The organism is Streptomyces sp. NPDC048002 (genome assembly GCF_040653275.1).
Taxonomy (GTDB): Bacteria; Actinomycetota; Actinomycetes; order Streptomycetales; family Streptomycetaceae; genus Streptomyces.
Genome location: NZ_JBEZNL010000057.1, coordinates 1 through 16380 on the forward strand (window position 1 = coordinate 1; position 16380 = coordinate 16380).

The following is a 16380-nucleotide window of genomic DNA, read 5'->3' on the forward strand; positions in this document are numbered from 1 at the left end:
CATCTGACCAAAGATCCGATCCGGAATCGATCCGAATAGGTTGATGGGCAGCAGGGTCGCACCGGCGGCGCCCGCCGCGGCCTCGCCGCGCCGGTCGCGCAGTGCCGGCGAGGGGTCGGCGAGTCAGCGGGCCGGTACGCCGGAGGGCGGGACCGCCGGTCCGGCCGACACCGGACCCGGCACGGACGCCCCGGCGGGGACCGGGACCGGACCGGGTACGGACGCCCCGGCGGGGACCGGGACCGGACCGGGTACGGACGCCCCGGCGGCAACCGGTGCCGAATCCAGTACGGCGGCCCTGGCGGCAACCCGCCCCGAACCCGGCACGGGAACCGGTGGCCGTCCCGTACGCCGTTCCCGCAGCGTGAGCGAGGGTTCCGCCTCCCAGCGGACCCGGCCCGCAGCGGCCGAGGACTCGTCGGCCGCGCCCCGCGCGCCCCGCAGCTCCGACGCGCCCTGGCACCACGCCCGACCGGCCTTCGAGGAGTCGGAGGCAGCGCCCGAAGCCCCGGATGCCGCGCCGAAGCCGGCGCCCGAGACCCCCGAAGCCCCGGAGGCCGGGCCCAAGCCGACACCCGAGACCCCCGAGACCCCGGAGGAGTCCGGCGCCGAAGCCCCTGCGGGTCCCGATGCGGAAACCCCGGCGGGTCCTGATGCCGAAACCCCGGAGGAACCCGGCGCCGACGCCCCGGCCGAATCCTCCGGCGAGGCCCGCCCCGAGGATCCCGACAACCCCGCAGGAGGCCCGCGGTGAACGACGCGCTCGACGTCACCCTGCGACTCCTGATCGTCTTCGTCGTCTTCCTCACCTTCCCGCTGCTCATCGGGCAGACCGAGCACAAGGTGATGGCCCACATGCAGGGCCGCCTCGGCCCCATGTACGCGGGCGGCTTCCACGGCTGGGCCCAACTCGTCGCCGACGGAGTGAAGTTCGCGCAGAAGGAGGACGTGGTCCCGGCCGGCGCCGACCGCCGTGTCTTCCAACTCGCTCCCGCCGTCGCCCTGCTGCCGTACCTGCTCGTCCTCCTCGCCATCCCGATCGGCCCCGGTGAGGGCGCCGTCGGCGAGGTCATCGACGCGGGCGTCTTCTTCGTGCTCGCCGTCATGGGCGTCGGAGTCCTCGGCGCGCTCATGGCCGGCTGGGCCTCCGCCAACAAGTTCTCCCTGCTCGGTGGCTTGCGCACGGCCGCGCAGCTGCTCGCCTACGAACTCCCGATGCTCCTCGCCGCCGCCTCCGTCGCCATGGCGGCCGGCACGGTCTCCCTGCCCGGCATCCTCGACGCCTTCGAATGGTGGTGGCTGCCCTGGCAGATCGTCGGCGCGATCGTGTTCTTCGTCGCGGGACTCGCCGAGCTGCAACGCCCGCCCTTCGACATGCCGGTCGCCGACTCGGAGATCATCTTCGGCGCGTACACCGAGTACACGGGCCTGCGTTTCGCGCTCTTCCTGCTTGCCGAGTACGCCGGGATCGTCGTCCTGTGCGGGCTGACCACCGTGCTCTTCCTGGGCGGCTGGCACGGCCCCTGGGGCGCCGACGGACTCGGCTGGGTCTGGACGCTGCTGAAGACCGCACTCCTCGCCTTCGTCGTCATCTGGCTGCGTGTCACCTATCCCCGACTCCGCGAGGACCAGCTCCAGAAGCTCTCCTGGACCCTCCTCGTCCCCCTCGCCCTCGCCCAGATCGCCCTCACCGGCGTCGTCAAGGTGGTGATCCAGTAACCATGGCCCCCATTCCCGGAAGCGGCCTCGCCAAGGGCCTGGCCGTCACCCTTCGCACGATGACGCGCAAGTCGGTCACCAAGCAGTACCCCGAGACACAGCCCGGCCTGCCGCCCCGGACCCGCGGCGTGATCGGCCTGTTCGAGGAGAACTGCACGGTCTGCATGCTCTGCGCCCGTGAGTGCCCCGACTGGTGCATCTACATCGACTCCCACAAGGAGACGGTCCCGGCGGCGGCCCCCGGCGGACGCGAACGCAGCCGCAACGTCCTCGACCGCTTCGCCATCGACTTCTCCCTGTGCATGTACTGCGGTATCTGCATCGAGGTCTGCCCCTTCGACGCGCTCTTCTGGTCCCCGGAGTTCGAGTACGCCGAGACCGACATCCACGAGCTGACCCACGAGCGCGACAAGCTCCGCGAGTGGATGTGGACGGTTCCGGCGCCGCCCGCCCTGGACCCCGCCGCCGAGGAGCCCAAGGAGATCGCCGCCGCCCGCAAGACGGCGGAGAAGCTCGCCACCGCCCGTGCCGAGCCCGCCCCGCACCAGCCCGACCCGTCCGGACCCCAGGAGGGAGAGTCGTGACCCTCGCCGCAGACACGCACGGTTTCCTCTCCCCGACCGGGGTGGAGATCGCCTTCCTCCTCGTCGGCCTGGTCACCTTCGGCGCGGCCCTGATCACCGTCACCACCCGCCAGCTGGTGCACGCCGCCCTCTGGCTGGTCGTCGCCCTCGGCGGGCTCGCCGTCGAGTACCTCCTGCTCACCGCCGAGTTCATCGCCTGGGTGCAGGTCCTCATCTACGTCGGTTCCGTCGTCGTGCTCCTCCTCTTCGGACTGATGCTGACGCGGGCCCCCATCGGCCGCTCCCCGGACGCCGACTCCGGCAACCGCTGGGTCGCCCTCACGGTGGCCGTGGCCGCGGCGGCCGCCCTGATCTGGGTGGTCGTCGACGCCTTCCGCACCACCTGGATCGACCTCGACGGTGCCCCCGCGGGCTCCACCGAGGTGACCGGCAAGGCCCTCTTCCAGAACTGGGTCCTCCCCTTCGAGGCCCTCTCCGTCCTCCTCCTCGCCGCCCTGGTCGGCGCGATCGTCCTGTCCCGCAAGGCGAAGGCCGACGCCCCGCCCGCGGCCGACGGGAAGGAAGGCGCCCGCTGATGCACCTCGCCTACCCCGCCGTGCTCTCCACCCTCCTGTTCTGCACGGGCCTGTACGGCGTCCTCGCCCGCCGCAACGCGATCCTGGTCCTGATGTCGGTCGAGCTGATGCTCAACGCCGTCAACCTCAACCTGGTCGCCTTCGACGTCTGGCTCAGCCGGGCCGCCGAGGAGACCCTGCACTCCGGCCAGGCCCTGACCCTGTTCACCATCGCCATCGCCGCCGCCGAGATCGGCATCGGCCTGGCGATCGTCCTCGCCGTCCACCGCAACCGCGGCACCGCGGACATCGACAAACTCCGCGACACCGCCGAGGGGCACGAGAGCGACGCCCCCGACGGCGAGGCCCCGGCCGACGAGGCAGCAGGCGAGCAGGCCGACGAGAAGGCTGAGGCCACCGCGTGACCACGACCACCCTCGCCGTCCTCGTCCCCGTCCTCCCCTTCCTGGGCGCCGCCGCCGGCCTGCTCCTGGGCCGCACGGCACCCGGCTACGTCCGCCCCCTGGCGGTCCTGCCGACCCTCACCTCCTTCGTCCTCGCCGTACTGGTCGCCGTCGACCAGGGCGGGGACCGGGCCCTGAACGCCGCCACCGAGCTGACGCCCACCGGCTCCGTGCCGATCGAACTCGCCCTGCACATCGACGGCTTCGCCGCCCTCGTCGCCGTCGTGGTCGGTCTCGTCGCCACCTGCGTGCAGATCTACTCGACCGGCTACCTGCGTGAGGACCCCCGCTACCCCTCGTACGCCGCGCTCGTCTCCCTGTTCACCTCCGCGATGCTGCTCGTCGTCTACTCCGGCGACCTGATGGTGCTGCTGGTCGGCTGGGAGATCATGGGCATCTGCTCGTACTTCCTGGTCGGCCACTACTGGGAGACCCCGGAGGCCCGCGCCGCCTCCCTCAAGGCCTTCCTGGTGACCAAGCTCGGTGACGTCCCCTTCCTGATCGGTCTGTTCGCCCTGGCCACCGACGCCGGCTCGTTCAGCATCACGAAGATCCTGGGCACCGTCGCGAGCGGCGGCCTCGACCACCCGACGCTGATCGCGCTGCTGCTCCTCGCGGGCGTGGCCGGCAAGTCGGCGCAGTTCCCGCTGCACACCTGGCTCCCCGACGCGATGGCGGGCCCGACCCCCGTCTCCGCGCTGATCCACGCCGCGACGATGGTCGCCGCCGGTGTCTACTTCGTCGCCCGTCTCCTCCCGGTCTTCGAGGCGTCCCAGGCCGCCATGGTCGTCCTCGCCGCGATGGCCGCCGTCACCATGCTCGGCTCGGGCCTCGCCGCGCTCGCCCAGGACGACATCAAACGCGTCCTCGCCTACTCGACGATCGGCCAGCTCGGCTACATGACCGGCGCGCTCGCCGTCGCCGACCGCGGTGCCGCGGTCTTCCACCTCCTGTCGCACGGCGCCTTCAAGGCGCTGCTGTTCCTCGCGGCCGGCGTGATCATCCACGCGGCCGGCACCAACTCGCTGGCCGCGATGTCCCGGATGAAGGACCTCAAGGCCCGCGTCCCCGACGCCTACTGGACGATGACCGTGGCGCTCCTCGCGCTCGCCGCGATCCCCCCGTTCAGCGGCTTCTTCTCCAAGGAGTCGGTCCTCGGCGCCGCCGAGCACGTCGCCACCGGCCACACCGAGCACGCCCCCGGCGCCGCCGGCTGGCTCGTCCTGATCTCCGCCCTGCTCACGGCCGTGCTCACCGCCGGGTACGCCACCCGCCTGTGGCTGCTGACGTTCCGCGGCCACGGCGAGGAGGCCCCGGACCACGGTCGCGAGCCCGTCACCATGACCGCGGTGCTGTGGGTGCTGGCGGTCCCGTCACTCGCCTTCGGCGGCTTCGCCTACGGCACGCTCCCGGACTGGTTCGACGGCCGCGATCTCGCCCCGACCCTGACCACCTCGGTCCTCGGCACCGGCATGGCTCTGGTCGGCGCCATCGTCACCTACGGAGCCTGGCGGCACACCTCCGTGTTCGCGGCCCGCGTCCCGCTGGGTGCGGTCGCGGCCCACCCGGAGGGCGACGCCGGTCTGGTCGAGGCCGAGGCCATCGCCGGCCACGCGGCCGCCTACGGAGACGTGGCCTCCGCCCCCGACCCGGCCGACCCCGGCCGACTCCTGCTCGGTCCGCTGCATCGGCACGCGGCCGTCGGCTTCCATCTGGACGCCGTGTACACGGCCCTGTTCGTCCGTCCGGTGCAGGCGGGCGCGAGCCTCGTCCGGTTCCTCGACCGCGAGGTCGTCGACACCTACGTCCGCGGGGCGGGCGCGCTGCCCCGCTGGCTCGGCGTCGCCGTACGCCGGGCCCAGACCGGCAACGTGCAGACCTATGTGAGCGCGCTGCTCGCCGGAACCGTCGTCCTGGCGGTCGCCGCCGTCCTCGTCGCCGCGGGAGCGTGAGCAGGCGTGATCGATATCAGCGAGTCCGTGATGCAGTTCCTTCTGGCGTTCGTCGTCGTCGGCCCGCTCCTCGGGGCCGCCGCCGCTCTGCTGCCGGCGCCGCCCGGACTGAAGGGGAAGTCCCCCGAGCAGGCCGTGCTGCGCCACGGGGTGACCGTCACCGGCGCGATCCTCGCCGCCGCGATCGTCCTCGTCCTCGGCTTCGACCACGACCAGCCCTCGAAGATGCAGGCCACGACCGACATCAGCTGGATCCCCGCGCTGGACGTGCGGATCCACCTCGGCATCGACGGCATCTCCCTCCCCCTTCTGGTCCTGACCGCGCTGCTGACCTTCCTGTGCGCGCTCTACTCGTACTTCAAGATGCCCTCGGGCCCGTCCCCGAAGGCGTTCGTCGCCCTGGTCCTCGTCCTGGAGTCCGGCACCCTCGCCACCTTCGCCGTCCTCGACCTGCTGCTGTTCTTCCTCGCCTTCGAGATGGTCCTCATCCCGATGTACTTCCTCATCGCCCGCTGGGGCGGTGCGGGCAGGACCCAGGCCGCCTGGAAGTTCATCCTCTACACGCTGCTCGGTTCGGTCGTCATGCTGCTCGGCCTGCTCCTGATCGGGCTGGAGGCGGGCACATTCGACATGGTGGCACTCGCCACTGACAACGGCCGGTCCCTGACCACATCCGTGCAGGTCATCGCCGTTCTGTCGATCGGGATCGGGCTCGCGGTCAAGACCCCGATGTGGCCGCTGCACAGCTGGCTGCCCGACGCCCACACCGCCGCCCCGACCGTCGGCTCGGTCCTGCTGGCCGGCGTCATGCTGAAGATGGGCACCTACGGTTTCGTCCGCATCCTCCTCCCGATCGCCCCCGAGGGGTTCGCGGACTTCGCCCCCTACCTGGCCGCCTTCGCCGTCGTCGGGATCGTCTACGGGTCCCTGGCCTGCCTGGCCCTGGCCAAGCAGGGCGCGAAGGGCGACCTGAAGCGGCTCATCGCCTACTCCTCCGTCGGCCACATGGGCTTCGTCCTGCTCGGCATCGCGACCATGACGCCGACCGGCGTGAACGGCGCCCTGTTCGCCAACGTCGCCCACGGCCTCATCACCGGCCTGCTCTTCTTCCTGGTCGGCGCCCTGAAGGACCGCACCGGCACCACCGACCTGGACACCCTCGCCGAGGAGACGGGAGCGGCGCTGTACGGCAAGGCCCCGCGCCTCGGCGGCCTGCTCGCCTTCGCCGCGGTCGCCTCGCTGGGCCTGCCCGGCCTCGCCGGGTTCTGGGGCGAGATGCTTGCCCTCTTCGGCGCCTTCGAGCCCGCCGAGGGCCTCAGCCGCCCCGCCTTCCTCACCTTCATGACGATCGGCGCGTTCGGCACCCTGCTCACCGCCGCCTACCTGCTGATCGTGGTCCGCCGGGTGTGCATGGGCGCCGTACCGCAGCAGGCACCCAAGCTCGCCGACGTACAGACGTACGAATTCGTGGCCTGGACCCCGCTCGTCGCCCTCACCGTCATCGCCGGTCTGTGGCCGAAGACCCTCCTCGGCCTGACCGACCCGGCCGTGCAGCAGCTTCTCGCAGGAGGCACCCGATGAGCTCCCCGGCCCAGCCGCTGGCCGCGTCCGTCGTCCAGGACGTCGACTGGCTCGCCATCGCGCCGCCCACCATCGCGGCCGTCGCCGGACTCGTCGTCCTGGTCGCCGACCTCTTCCTCGCGGAGCACCGGAAGGCACTGCTCGGCTGGACATCGGTCGTGGGTCTGGCCGCCGCGACGCTCATGCTGCTGCCGCTCCTGGACGGCGACCGCTCCACCTTCTGCCTCACCGGCGCCCCCGAGACGTGCAGCTACACCGCCGACCGCTTCACGCTCGTCCTGCAACTCCTGGTCCTCGGCGGCGCCCTCGTGGCCGCCCTGCTGTCGGTCACCGCCCTGAAGGAGTCCGACAAGCGGCTCCCGGAGGGGGAGTTCTGGTTCCTGCTGCTGTCCTCCGCCGCCGGTGCCGCCCTGCTGCCCGCCTCCCGCGACCTCGCCACCCTGGTCGTCGCCCTGGAAGTCGCCTCGCTGCCCGCCTTCGCCCTGGTCGGCCTCCGGTACGGCGACCGGAAGTCCTCCGAGGCCGCCCTCAAGTTCTTCCTGTCCTCGGTCACCGCCACCGCGGTCAGCCTGATGGGCATCAGCTTCGTGTACGCCTCCACGGGCACCCTCTACCTGACGCAGATCGCCGAGCGCGTCCAGGACGTAGACGGCCAGCTCCACACCCTCACCCAGACCGGCGTCGTCCTCACCCTCGTCGGCTTCGCCTTCAAGACGGCCGCCGTCCCCTTCCACTTCTGGGTCCCCGACACCTACGTGGGCGCGCCCCTCCCGGTCGCCGCGTACCTCTCCGTCGTCGGCAAGGCCGTCGGCTTCTCCGGCCTGATCCTCGTCACCGTCGTCGCCCTGCCGTCGTACGCGGACGTCTGGGGCCCCGCCCTCGCCGCGCTCGCCGCCCTCACCATGACCGTCGGCAACGTGGGCGCCCTGCGCCAGCAGGCCACGCGCGCGTACAGCGCGGTCCGGCTGCTCGCCTGGTCGTCGGTCGGCCAGGCGGGCTACCTCCTCGTACCGATCGCCGCCGCCGCGTACTCCGACGACCCGGAGCGCTCCGTCGGCTCCACGCTCGCCTACGCCCTCATGTACGGCGCCGTGAACCTCGGCGCCTTCGCGGTGGCCGCCCTGGTGGGCCGCACCCGGCCGCTGAACCGCCTCACCGACTACCGCGGCCTCTACGCGAAGAACCCGGTCTCCGCGCTCGTCCTGGCCTTCTTCCTGCTCTGCCTCGCCGGACTGCCCCCGGGCATCATCGGCCTCTTCGCCAAGGTCACCGTGTTCTCGGCGGCCGTCGACGCGGGCCTGGGCTGGCTGGCCGTGGTCATGGCCGTCAACGTCGTGATCGCGCTGTTCTACTACCTCCAGTGGACGGCCCTGCTGTTCCGCGCCCCCGAGGGAGAGCCCGTCCGGCACCGCATGCCCGCCCCGGTCACGGCCGCCATCGCCGTCACCGCGGTCCTCGGCGTCGCCCTCTCCGGAGCCCCCCAGCTCGTCCTGCGTTTCGCCGACACCGGACTGTTCTGAGCCCTCGGACGACGGCGCCGCCTCACCCGTACGGCCCATGCCCGGGTCCGTGTGCCCCGGGGAACCCCAGCCCCTCGCCTGGCGTTGACCAGTACGGGAGGGTCCACTGGACGTGTCACCACGACACCAGTGGCATCGAAGATCGATCAGCAAAGGGTTCCCCTGCGGCACGACTTGGAGGGCGTACCGTGCACCGCCGGCACAACGGGCTCAGGACCGCAGTACTCCTCGGGGGACTGTCCGCGCTCATCATCGTCATCGGCAGCTTCTTCGGCCGCACGGGCCTCGTCGTCGCTGTCTTCGTCGCGCTGGGCACCAACGCGTACGCGTACTGGAACAGCGACAAGCTCGCTCTGCGCGCGATGCGGGCCCGCCCGGTGAGTGAGTTCGAGGCCCCGGCGCTGTACCGCATGGTCCGCGAGCTCTCCACCCAGGCCAGGCAGCCCATGCCGCGCCTGTACATCTCGCCCACCGAGGCCCCGAACGCCTTCGCGACCGGCCGGAACCCGCGCAACGCCGCGGTGTGCTGCACCGAGGGCATCCTGCGTCTGCTGGACGAGCGCGAACTGCGCGGAGTCATCGGCCACGAGCTCAGCCATGTCTACAACCGCGACATCCTGATCTCGTCCGTGGCCGGCGCCCTCGCCTCCGTGATCATGTTCCTGGTCAACTTCGCCTGGCTGATCCCCATCGGCCGCTCGGACGACGACGACGGCCCGGGACTGCTCGGCATGCTGCTGATCATGATCCTGGGCCCGCTCGCCGCCAGCCTCATCCAGCTGGCGATCAGCCGCTCCAGGGAGTACGAGGCGGACGCCTCCGGAGCCCAGCTCACCGGCGACCCGCTCGCCCTCGCGAGCGCCCTGCGCAAACTCGAAGCGGGCACCAAGCAGCTCCCGCTGCCACCCGAGCCCCGCATCGAGACGGCGAGCCACATGATGATCGCCAACCCCTTCCGGCCGGGGCAGGGGCTCTCCAAGATGTTCTCCACACACCCGCCTATGGCCGAGCGGATCGCCCGGCTCGAGAAGATGGCAGGTCCCCACCAGTGAAGACAATCCTGAACGTCATCTGGCTCGTCCTCAGCGGCTTCTGGCTGTTCCTCGCCTACCTGCTCGCGGGCGTGCTCCTGTGCATCACGATCATCGGAATTCCGTTCGGCATCGCCGCGTTCCGTATCGGCGTCTACGCCCTGTGGCCCTTCGGGTACACCACGGTCGAACGCCGGGACGCCGGCGCGCCCTCGTGCGTCGGCAACGTCCTGTGGCTGGTCCTGGCGGGCTGGTGGCTGGCCCTCGGGCACATCGTGACCGGCCTCCTCCTCTGCCTCACGATCATCGGCATCCCCCTCGGCTTCGCGAACTTCAAGCTGATCCCGGTGTCGCTGCTGCCGCTGGGCCGCGAGATCGTGCGGACCGACGAGGCGTTCGCGTCGTCGCGCTGGTAGCGGGCGGCGCGTTCGCCGGCCCGGCGGCTGCTTGCAACCGCCGAGTTGTCCACAGCGCTTCGGTGTCCACGGCGCTGCTGTTGTCCACAGCGCTTGAGTTGTCCACAGGCCGGCACGATTGTCAGTGGCGGCTTGCATCATGAACGCATGACCGAGATCGAGCAGTTGCTGGAGCGGGTGGCCGACAAGGCCCGCAACACCCGTCCCTGGGGATGGAATTCCCTCCCCGAGCCCGTGGACGGGACGGCCCCGGCCCGTGCCGAGGCCGCGCTGGGCTTCCCGCTGCCGCCCCTGCTCGCCGACCTGTACCTGCGCATAGGGGACGGCGGCTTCGGCCCGGAGTACGGCCTGCTGCCCCTGCTCGACGGCCCGCCCTCCGGGGAGCCGGCCGCCGTCGTGCAGTACCTCGCCAACCGCGAGAGCGGCCGCAAGGACCCCGACTGGCCGTGGCCGGAGGGAGTGCTGCCGATATCCCACTGGGGCTGCGCCATGTACGCCTGCGTGGACTGCCTGGCCCCCGAGGCGACGGTCCTGCTCTTCGAGCCGAACGCCGACACCAGCGACGGCGCCTGGTACGTGGACGCGCCCAGCCTCGAAGCCTGGCTGCGCAACTGGGTCGACGGCACCGGCTGGTACGAGGAAGAGAACGACGACATGGACCTGGCCCCATGGCCCGGATTCCGCATACGGACGTCCCGGACCCCCTGACCCCTCCGCCCGACAGGCCAGCCCAGCCCAGCCCAGCCGCTCCGCCCGCGAGGGACAGCCAGCCGTACCGCCTACCGTGCGGACGCCGCGCGCAGCCGTCGCCGCACCCCGTAAGCAGCCACACCCACCAGCAGCACACACGTGCCCACGACCACCGAAGCCCAGGGCAGCGCGAACGCGAGGACCACGCAGCCGAGCAGCCCGACCGCCGGCACGATTCGCGCGGCCGGGCCCGGCCGCAGCGTCCAGGCCGAGGCGTTGGCCACCGCGTAGTACGCCAGCACACCGAAGGAGGAGAACCCGATGGCTCCGCGCACGTCCACCGTGGCGGCCAGTACCGCGACCACCGCACCCACGGCCAGCTCCGCCCGGTGCGGCACCTGGAACCGGGGGTGCACCACCGCCAGGGCGCCGGGCAGATGCCGGTCACGGGCCATGGCGAGGGTCGTCCGGGAGACGCCCAGAATCAGCGCCAGCAGCGAGCCGAGCGCGGCCACGGCGGCACCGACCCGTACCACCGGCACCAGACCCGGCACCCCGGCTGCCCGGACCGCGTCCGTGAGGGGCGCCGTGGCGAGACCGAGCGCGTCGGCGCCGAGCACGGACAGGACCGCCACCGCCACGCACGCGTACACCGTCAGCGCGATACCCAGGGCGACCGGGATCGCCCGGGGAATGGTGCGCGCCGGATCCCGGACCTCCTCGCCTAGCGTGGCGATCCGCGCGTACCCGGCGAAGGCGAAGAAGAGCAGGCCGGCCGCCTGAAGCACCCCGCCAGGACCGCTGGAGGCGCCGAGGTCAAGCCGCCCGGCGTCGGCCTGCCCGGACGTCACGCACACGACCACCACGGAGGCGAGGACAGCCAGCACCACAGCCACGATCACCCGCGTCAGCCAGGCGGACTTCTGGACGCCGCCGTAGTTCACCGCGGTCAGCGCCACCACGGCCGCCACCGCCACCGCGTGCGCCTGGTCCGGCCAGACGTACGCGCCCACGGTCAGCGCCATCGCGGCGCACGAGGCGGTCTTCCCGACCACGAACGCCCAGCCCGCGAGGTAACCCCAGAACTCCCCGAGCCGCTCGCGGCCGTACACATAGGTGCCGCCCGAGGCCGGGTACAGGGCGGCGAGACGCGCCGAGGAGGTGGCGTTGCAGTAGGCGACCACGGCCGCGACGGCGAGGCCCAGCAGCAGTCCGGTGCCGGCGGCGCGCGCCGCCGGAGCCAGGGCGGCGAAGACACCGGCCCCGACCATCGAGCCGAGCCCGACGACCACGGCGTCGCCCATACCGAGGGTGCGCCGGAGTCCGGCGGGGGACCGAGTCATGCGCCGAACCCTAGTGAGCGTCGCAACCGCCGGGTGCGGTGACGGCGTCCTTGTCACCAACGGGGAGCGAACAGTGGCACGGGCACAGTCCGGGCAGATGAAGATCACACCGCTCGGACAGTGCAGGCACAGCGGGAAGGGGCAGGTTCAGGGCATGGGCATCATCAGTTGGATCATCCTGGGGCTGCTGGCCGGAGCCATCGCCAAGTTTCTGCTGCCGGGCCGTGACCCGGGCGGCTTCGTCGGCACGACCGTCATCGGCATCGTGGGCGCGTTCATCGGCGGCTGGATATCGGCCCGCTGGCTGGACCACCCCATCAGCAAGGACTTCTACGACGGAGCCACCTGGGCGGCCGCGATAGGCGGCTCGCTGGTCCTCCTGGTCGCCTACCGCATCCTGTTCGGCAACTCGCGCGACTGACGCGACTGACCCGACGGACACCCTCAACCGCAGCCGGCGGACGGGAAGGGCGGGCACCGGCAGGTGCCCGCCCTTCCCCGTACCGACGTGCCGTGGCCCGTTCGTCCTACCGGTAGTTGACGAACTGCAGCGCGAAGTCGAAGTCCTTGCCCTTCAGCAGGGCGATGATGGTCTGCAGGTCGTCGCGGCTCTTGGAGCTGACGCGCAGCTCCTCGCCCTGGACCTGCGCCTTGACACCCTTCGGGCCCTCGTCGCGGATGATCTTCGCCACCTTCTTGGCGTTCTCCTGGGAGATGCCCTCCTCGATCGTGGCGAAGATCTTGTACTCCTTGCCGGAGAGCTGCGGCTCGCCCGCGTCCAGCGCCTTCAGCGAGATGCCACGCTTGATCAGCTTGGACTGGAAGACGTCGAGGACGGCGTTGACCCGGTCCTCGGAGTTCGCCTCCATGAGGATCTTCTCCCCGGACCACGAGATCGAGGCGCCCACGCCCTTGAAGTCGTAACGCTGCGAGATCTCCTTGGCGGTCTGGTTGAGGGCGTTGTCGACCTCCTGCCGCTCGACCTTCGAGACGATGTCGAAACTGGAGTCGGCCATGTCCTGTGGCTCCTTGTATCGGGGTGCTGGTGGGGTGCGTATCGGCGTACGTGGGGGAGAGCGCCGAGCCCGGCGTGGGGCCGGACCGCATCCGGACAAGCCTAGCCATCCCCGCCTGCCGGGGCGGAGACGAATCGAGTGGCGAAGCACCCCTCCGTATCGGGTATTGTTTACGTCGTTGCCAGGGAACGCGGCCGAAAGCCCGTTCGAAAGGCATCAACCCCGGCGGTGTGCCCGAGCGGCCAAAGGGAGCAGACTGTAAATCTGCCGGCTCAGCCTTCCCAGGTTCGAATCCTGGCGCCGCCACTTGGGGAAGACCCCCTGGGATTGTGGAAACGCAATCCCAGGGGGTCTCTTCGTATGCGCGCGCGGCGGCGCCCCGGGTGGCCGCGCCCGTCCCGCCCCGTCGCCGGGCAGACTGGCCCCATGTCCACTCGTCGCAGAAGGTGTCCCGAGTGCCGTCGGGAGATCGCCGTGGTTGCCGGACGGTTCGCACGGCACGATCCGCCCGGGGCCCGGGGTGGCGGAGGGCTCGTCTCCTGTGCCGGGTCGCGCCGACCGGCCGAAGTCGGCGCGGCGCAGCCCTCGTTGGACGGATACGTCGTGCCCGAGTTCCCCGGGCAGTTGCCGCTGTTCTGAGGTGGTCCTCAGTTGCCCGCGACCGACTTCACGGCCACCGTCACCGGTGCGGAGCCGCTGATCAGTTCCAGGGTCAGTCCGGCCGTCGCGGGGGAGTCGACCAGTTCCGCCAGGACGGCGGCCACGTCGTCGCGCGGGATCGGTCCGCGGCCCGTGCGGGCCTCCAGGCGGACCAGGCCGGTACCGGCGTCATCGGTGAGCATGCCGGGCCGCAGGATCGTCCAGTCCAGCGCGTCCAGGCCGCTGACGTACCGGTCCGCCTCGCCCTTGGCGCGCAGGTAGACGTCGAAGACCTCGCGTCCCTCGTGACCGGGGTCGGCGCCCATCGACGACACGACGACGTAGCGGCGTACCCCCGCCCGTACCGCCGCGTCCGCGAAGAGGATCGCGGCGTCCTTGTCCACCGTCTCCTTGCGGCCCGCTCCGCTCCCCGGTCCCGCGCCCGCCGCGAACACCGCCGCGTCCGCACCCTGGAGATGCGCCGCGACCTCCTCCACCGACGCCGACTCCAGGTCCAGCAGGACCGGTTCGGCACCCGCCTCCCGCAGATCGTCGCCCTGTTCGGCGCGGCGGATGATGCCCGCGACCTCGTCCCCGCGCGCGGAGAGCAGCCGCTCCAGCCGCAGCGCGATCTGTCCATGACCACCAGCGATGACAATGCGCATGTCTTCGACCGTACGCCCGGCCGGACGCATCCGCCGCACGAACCCCCAAGCCCCGTGCCCCGCCCCGGAACACGCGTGAACCCCGTCCGCGGCAGCCGCCCGCCAGGGCCCACCGCGGACGCACCAAGCCCCCACCACGGCCCCGCGACAGCCCACCACGGCCCCCGGCCCCGAGGCCGCCCGAGGGCCGAATTCAGCCGCGCTCAGGACACCTCGCCGCGCCCCTGCCGGGGCAGCCCCAGTTCCGCCGCGGCCGCCGAGTTGCAGTACTCCCGGACCGCGCTGGTCCGCGCCACAACGCGCCCCCGGTGCACGACGATCCGGCTGTACGCCAACGACAGCGCCCCCGCCAGCCGGTCCCCGCGCACGGCCAGCAGGTCGGCCGGGAAGCCCGCCTCGACGCGCACCTCGGGCAGCCCGAGCACCGCGCGGGCCGCCGAACTCACCGTGTCGTAGGCGTCCTCGGGGCTCAACCCGTACCGGGAGGCCAGGAGATAGGCCGCCTCCAAGGGGTCGCCGCGCCCCACCGGGTTGGACACGTCCCGCAGCGCTCCGCTCCCCGCCGCCACCCGCACCCCGGCCGCGCGCAGCAGCCGTACCGGTGCCGTACCGCGGCGGTCCGACCCGCCGCAGCCGCCCTGCGGCAGACACACCACCGCCACTCCGGCGGCGGCGAGTTGGTCCGCCGTGCGGGCCGCCGCGTCGGCCGGCAGCCGGCCGAGCCCGCCGCAGGGGCCGAGGGTCACTCCGGGGCGCAGTCCGCCGGCCATCGCGGCCAGCCGGGACAGCCGGGCCGGGTCGTCGGCGTCGGTGTGCAGGTCGACGGGGCAGCCGTGTTCGGCGGCCAGTTCCAGGACCGCCTCCACGTACCCCGTCGGATCGGGGTCCAGGTCCGGGCGTCCGCCCACCACGGCCGCGCCCATCTTCAGCGCGTCCCGCAGCATCGCCAGCCCGTCCGCCCCGGCCACCCCGGTCAGCAGCCGGGGCATGGCCACCGCCGTCAGTTCGGTGAGCCCTCGCAGGGAGCGCCGCGCGCGCAGTACGGCGGCCAGCGCGCCGAGGCCCTGGACGTCGCCCACCCGCACATGGGCCCGAACCGCCGTCGCCCCGTGGCCGAGTTGGAGCAGCGCGGCCTCCGTCGCCCGGCGCTGGACGTCCTCGGGGTCGTCGGAGACCGGGCCGTCGGAGTCGGCGGAGAGCGCGCTGTCGCCGTGGGCGTGCGGATCGGCGGGGGCGGGCAGCAGGAGGTAGCCGGTGAGGTCGACGCGGGTGCCGCCCGCGCGCGTGCCGCCGCCCGCCAGGCTCCCGGCCGTGCCCACCGCCTCGATGTGCCCGCCGTCCAGCCGCACGTCCACGGTACGGCCGTCGGTGAGACGCGCGCCGCACAGCAGCAGGGCGGCCCGGCCGGGGTGCCCCGGCGACGAGGACGACGAGGACGACGAGTGGGGCGGCTGGGAGTGGCTGTCGGGCATCGCGCTCCAGGTGCTCCGTGCTCGGGACGGCACCGCGGACTGCGCCGGGGCGCAAGATCACGCAGAGTGAGTCGAGCCTAGGGCGGTGATCCGCTCACAGCAGGGAGGAGCGCAATAGTCGTACCGGTGTGGTCCGGGCCCCGTGAGCTGTGCGGAGGGGGGTGCCACGGGGACCCTCGGGACGGCCGGGAAGCCCGTCGGATCGGGGCGCCGCGGGGGCCGGGAAACGGATTTGGGTGAACGGCGGCGGAGCGTGTAATGTCTTCATCGCTCGCCCCAATAGCTCAGTCGGCAGAGCGTCTCCATGGTAAGGAGAAGGTCAACGGTTCGATTCCGTTTTGGGGCTCTGGTGTGTGAGGTTCCCGTCGCGAGGCGGGAACTGATCGCATCACAGCGGTGTAGCTCAGTCGGTAGAGCAAGCGGCTCATAATCGCTGTGTCACCGGTTCAAGTCCGGTCACCGCTACGGACAGTAGCCGATTGCGGGGTCGGTCCTTCAATCGGCTACTCTTTTTATGCGTTAAACCATCCCATCCGTTCGTCAAGGAGCACTCACGTGGCTGCCACCGACGTCCGCCCGAAGATCACGCTGGCCTGCGTGGAGTGCAAGGAGCGGAACTACATCACCAAGAAGAACCGGCGTAACAACCCGGACCGTCTTGAGATGAAGAAGCACTGCCCGCGTTGCAACGCGCACACCGCGCACCGCGAAACGCGATAACAAGGCTCGTACAC

The 16380-nt window shown here is 71.7% G+C and carries 18 protein-coding genes and 3 tRNA genes; 17 read left to right on the plus strand and 4 right to left on the minus strand.

What is annotated here, in order from left to right:
• Positions 1 to 43: 43 nt before the first annotated feature.
• The 11 genes from AB0E07_RS37315 (at position 44) to AB0E07_RS37365 (ending at position 10529) form a co-directional block, all read left to right on the plus strand.
• Positions 44 to 754 carry a hypothetical protein gene (locus AB0E07_RS37315; protein WP_362262151.1) on the plus strand — a complete coding sequence of 237 codons (711 nt, stop codon included), beginning with the start codon at positions 44 to 46 and terminating at the stop codon, positions 752 to 754.
• Positions 751 to 1719 carry a complex I subunit 1 family protein gene (locus AB0E07_RS37320; RefSeq protein ID WP_362262154.1) on the plus strand — a complete coding sequence of 323 codons (969 nt, stop codon included), beginning with the start codon at positions 751 to 753 and terminating at the stop codon, positions 1717 to 1719. The genes AB0E07_RS37315 and AB0E07_RS37320 overlap by 4 nt, the downstream gene beginning before the upstream one ends.
• Before the next feature lie 2 nt (positions 1720 to 1721).
• Positions 1722 to 2303: an NADH-quinone oxidoreductase subunit I gene (locus AB0E07_RS37325; RefSeq protein WP_362262157.1), complete on the plus strand. Its 582-nt coding sequence runs from the start codon at positions 1722 to 1724 to the stop codon at positions 2301 to 2303.
• The gene (locus tag AB0E07_RS37330; protein WP_362262159.1) at positions 2300 to 2878 is read left to right on the plus strand and encodes an NADH-quinone oxidoreductase subunit J; all 579 of its coding nucleotides are present in this window, start codon (positions 2300 to 2302) and stop codon (positions 2876 to 2878) included. The genes AB0E07_RS37325 and AB0E07_RS37330 overlap by 4 nt, the downstream gene beginning before the upstream one ends.
• Complete coding sequence (nuoK, locus tag AB0E07_RS37335; protein ID WP_362262162.1) at positions 2878 to 3282, plus strand: NADH-quinone oxidoreductase subunit NuoK; 405 nt, start codon at positions 2878 to 2880, stop codon at positions 3280 to 3282. Before AB0E07_RS37330 ends, nuoK begins: the two co-directional genes overlap by 1 nt.
• Complete coding sequence (locus tag AB0E07_RS37340) at positions 3279 to 5273, plus strand: NADH-quinone oxidoreductase subunit L (protein WP_362262165.1); 1995 nt, start codon at positions 3279 to 3281, stop codon at positions 5271 to 5273. Before nuoK ends, AB0E07_RS37340 begins: the two co-directional genes overlap by 4 nt.
• 6 nt (positions 5274 to 5279) lie before the next feature.
• Complete coding sequence (locus AB0E07_RS37345) at positions 5280 to 6854, plus strand: NADH-quinone oxidoreductase subunit M (protein WP_362262167.1); 1575 nt, start codon at positions 5280 to 5282, stop codon at positions 6852 to 6854.
• Positions 6851 to 8374, plus strand: a complete 1524-nt coding sequence (locus AB0E07_RS37350; RefSeq protein WP_362262170.1) for an NADH-quinone oxidoreductase subunit N — start codon at positions 6851 to 6853, stop codon at positions 8372 to 8374. Before AB0E07_RS37345 ends, AB0E07_RS37350 begins: the two co-directional genes overlap by 4 nt.
• A 188-nt stretch (positions 8375 to 8562) precedes the next feature.
• Positions 8563 to 9426, plus strand: a complete 864-nt coding sequence (htpX, locus tag AB0E07_RS37355) for a zinc metalloprotease HtpX (protein ID WP_362262172.1) — start codon at positions 8563 to 8565, stop codon at positions 9424 to 9426.
• A complete protein-coding gene (locus AB0E07_RS37360) occupies positions 9423 to 9821 on the plus strand; it encodes a YccF domain-containing protein (protein WP_362262175.1) in 399 nt (132 codons plus the stop codon). Before htpX ends, AB0E07_RS37360 begins: the two co-directional genes overlap by 4 nt.
• 147 nt (positions 9822 to 9968) lie before the next feature.
• Positions 9969 to 10529 carry an SMI1/KNR4 family protein gene (locus AB0E07_RS37365; RefSeq protein WP_362262178.1) on the plus strand — a complete coding sequence of 187 codons (561 nt, stop codon included), beginning with the start codon at positions 9969 to 9971 and terminating at the stop codon, positions 10527 to 10529.
• A 71-nt stretch (positions 10530 to 10600) separates the two neighbouring features.
• Here AB0E07_RS37365 and AB0E07_RS37370 read toward each other — a convergent pair whose 3' ends face one another.
• Positions 10601 to 11854 carry an APC family permease gene (locus AB0E07_RS37370; protein ID WP_362262180.1) on the minus strand — a complete coding sequence of 418 codons (1254 nt, stop codon included), beginning with the start codon at positions 11852 to 11854 and terminating at the stop codon, positions 10601 to 10603.
• A gap of 154 nt (positions 11855 to 12008) precedes the next feature.
• On the opposite strand from AB0E07_RS37370, the gene AB0E07_RS37375 reads away from it, so the two are divergent.
• Entirely contained in the window at positions 12009 to 12275 is a 267-nt protein-coding gene (locus AB0E07_RS37375) for a GlsB/YeaQ/YmgE family stress response membrane protein (protein WP_362262183.1), read from the plus strand.
• Between the two features lie 106 nt (positions 12276 to 12381).
• On the opposite strand, the gene AB0E07_RS37380 is transcribed toward AB0E07_RS37375, so the two are convergent.
• On the minus strand, positions 12382 to 12870 hold the full coding sequence (locus AB0E07_RS37380) for a YajQ family cyclic di-GMP-binding protein (protein WP_351933118.1): 489 nt from the start codon (positions 12868 to 12870) through the stop codon (positions 12382 to 12384).
• A 224-nt stretch (positions 12871 to 13094) separates the two neighbouring features.
• On the opposite strand from AB0E07_RS37380, the gene AB0E07_RS37385 reads away from it, so the two are divergent.
• Positions 13095 to 13176: transfer RNA gene (locus tag AB0E07_RS37385), tRNA-Tyr, on the plus strand.
• A gap of 120 nt (positions 13177 to 13296) precedes the next feature.
• The gene (locus AB0E07_RS37390; RefSeq protein WP_362262188.1) at positions 13297 to 13509 is read left to right on the plus strand and encodes a hypothetical protein; all 213 of its coding nucleotides are present in this window, start codon (positions 13297 to 13299) and stop codon (positions 13507 to 13509) included.
• 8 nt (positions 13510 to 13517) lie between these two features.
• Here AB0E07_RS37390 and AB0E07_RS37395 read toward each other — a convergent pair whose 3' ends face one another.
• Together AB0E07_RS37395 and AB0E07_RS37400 are read right to left on the minus strand one after the other, a co-directional pair.
• Positions 13518 to 14174, minus strand: a complete 657-nt coding sequence (locus tag AB0E07_RS37395) for an SDR family oxidoreductase (RefSeq protein ID WP_362262191.1) — start codon at positions 14172 to 14174, stop codon at positions 13518 to 13520.
• Between the two features lie 203 nt (positions 14175 to 14377).
• Entirely contained in the window at positions 14378 to 15646 is a 1269-nt protein-coding gene (locus AB0E07_RS37400) for an amidohydrolase family protein (RefSeq protein WP_362262193.1), read from the minus strand.
• A 273-nt stretch (positions 15647 to 15919) separates the two neighbouring features.
• On the opposite strand from AB0E07_RS37400, the gene AB0E07_RS37405 reads away from it, so the two are divergent.
• The 3 genes from AB0E07_RS37405 (at position 15920) to rpmG (ending at position 16366) form a co-directional block, all read left to right on the plus strand.
• Positions 15920 to 15992: transfer RNA gene (locus AB0E07_RS37405), tRNA-Thr, on the plus strand.
• 46 nt (positions 15993 to 16038) lie between these two features.
• Positions 16039 to 16111: transfer RNA gene (locus tag AB0E07_RS37410), tRNA-Met, on the plus strand.
• A 90-nt stretch (positions 16112 to 16201) separates the two neighbouring features.
• On the plus strand, positions 16202 to 16366 hold the full coding sequence (gene rpmG, locus AB0E07_RS37415) for a 50S ribosomal protein L33 (protein ID WP_003948671.1): 165 nt from the start codon (positions 16202 to 16204) through the stop codon (positions 16364 to 16366).
• The last annotated feature ends 14 nt before the right edge of the window (positions 16367 to 16380 follow it).

Coding starts and splice junctions, on each gene's coding strand:
- AB0E07_RS37315 (WP_362262151.1), top strand. CDS start 44: ATGGGCAGCAGGGTCGCACCGGCGGCGCCCGCCGCGGCCTCGCCGCGC.
- AB0E07_RS37325 (WP_362262157.1), top strand. CDS start 1,722: ATGGCCCCCATTCCCGGAAGCGGCCTCGCCAAGGGCCTGGCCGTCACC.
- nuoK (WP_362262162.1), top strand. CDS start 2,878: ATGCACCTCGCCTACCCCGCCGTGCTCTCCACCCTCCTGTTCTGCACG.
- AB0E07_RS37350 (WP_362262170.1), top strand. CDS start 6,851: ATGAGCTCCCCGGCCCAGCCGCTGGCCGCGTCCGTCGTCCAGGACGTC.
- AB0E07_RS37365 (WP_362262178.1), top strand. CDS start 9,969: ATGACCGAGATCGAGCAGTTGCTGGAGCGGGTGGCCGACAAGGCCCGC.
- AB0E07_RS37370 (WP_362262180.1), bottom strand. CDS start 11,854: ATGACTCGGTCCCCCGCCGGACTCCGGCGCACCCTCGGTATGGGCGAC.
- AB0E07_RS37375 (WP_362262183.1), top strand. CDS start 12,009: ATGGGCATCATCAGTTGGATCATCCTGGGGCTGCTGGCCGGAGCCATC.
- AB0E07_RS37380 (WP_351933118.1), bottom strand. CDS start 12,870: ATGGCCGACTCCAGTTTCGACATCGTCTCGAAGGTCGAGCGGCAGGAG.
- AB0E07_RS37390 (WP_362262188.1), top strand. CDS start 13,297: ATGTCCACTCGTCGCAGAAGGTGTCCCGAGTGCCGTCGGGAGATCGCC.
- AB0E07_RS37395 (WP_362262191.1), bottom strand. CDS start 14,174: ATGCGCATTGTCATCGCTGGTGGTCATGGACAGATCGCGCTGCGGCTG.
- AB0E07_RS37400 (WP_362262193.1), bottom strand. CDS start 15,646: ATGCCCGACAGCCACTCCCAGCCGCCCCACTCGTCGTCCTCGTCGTCC.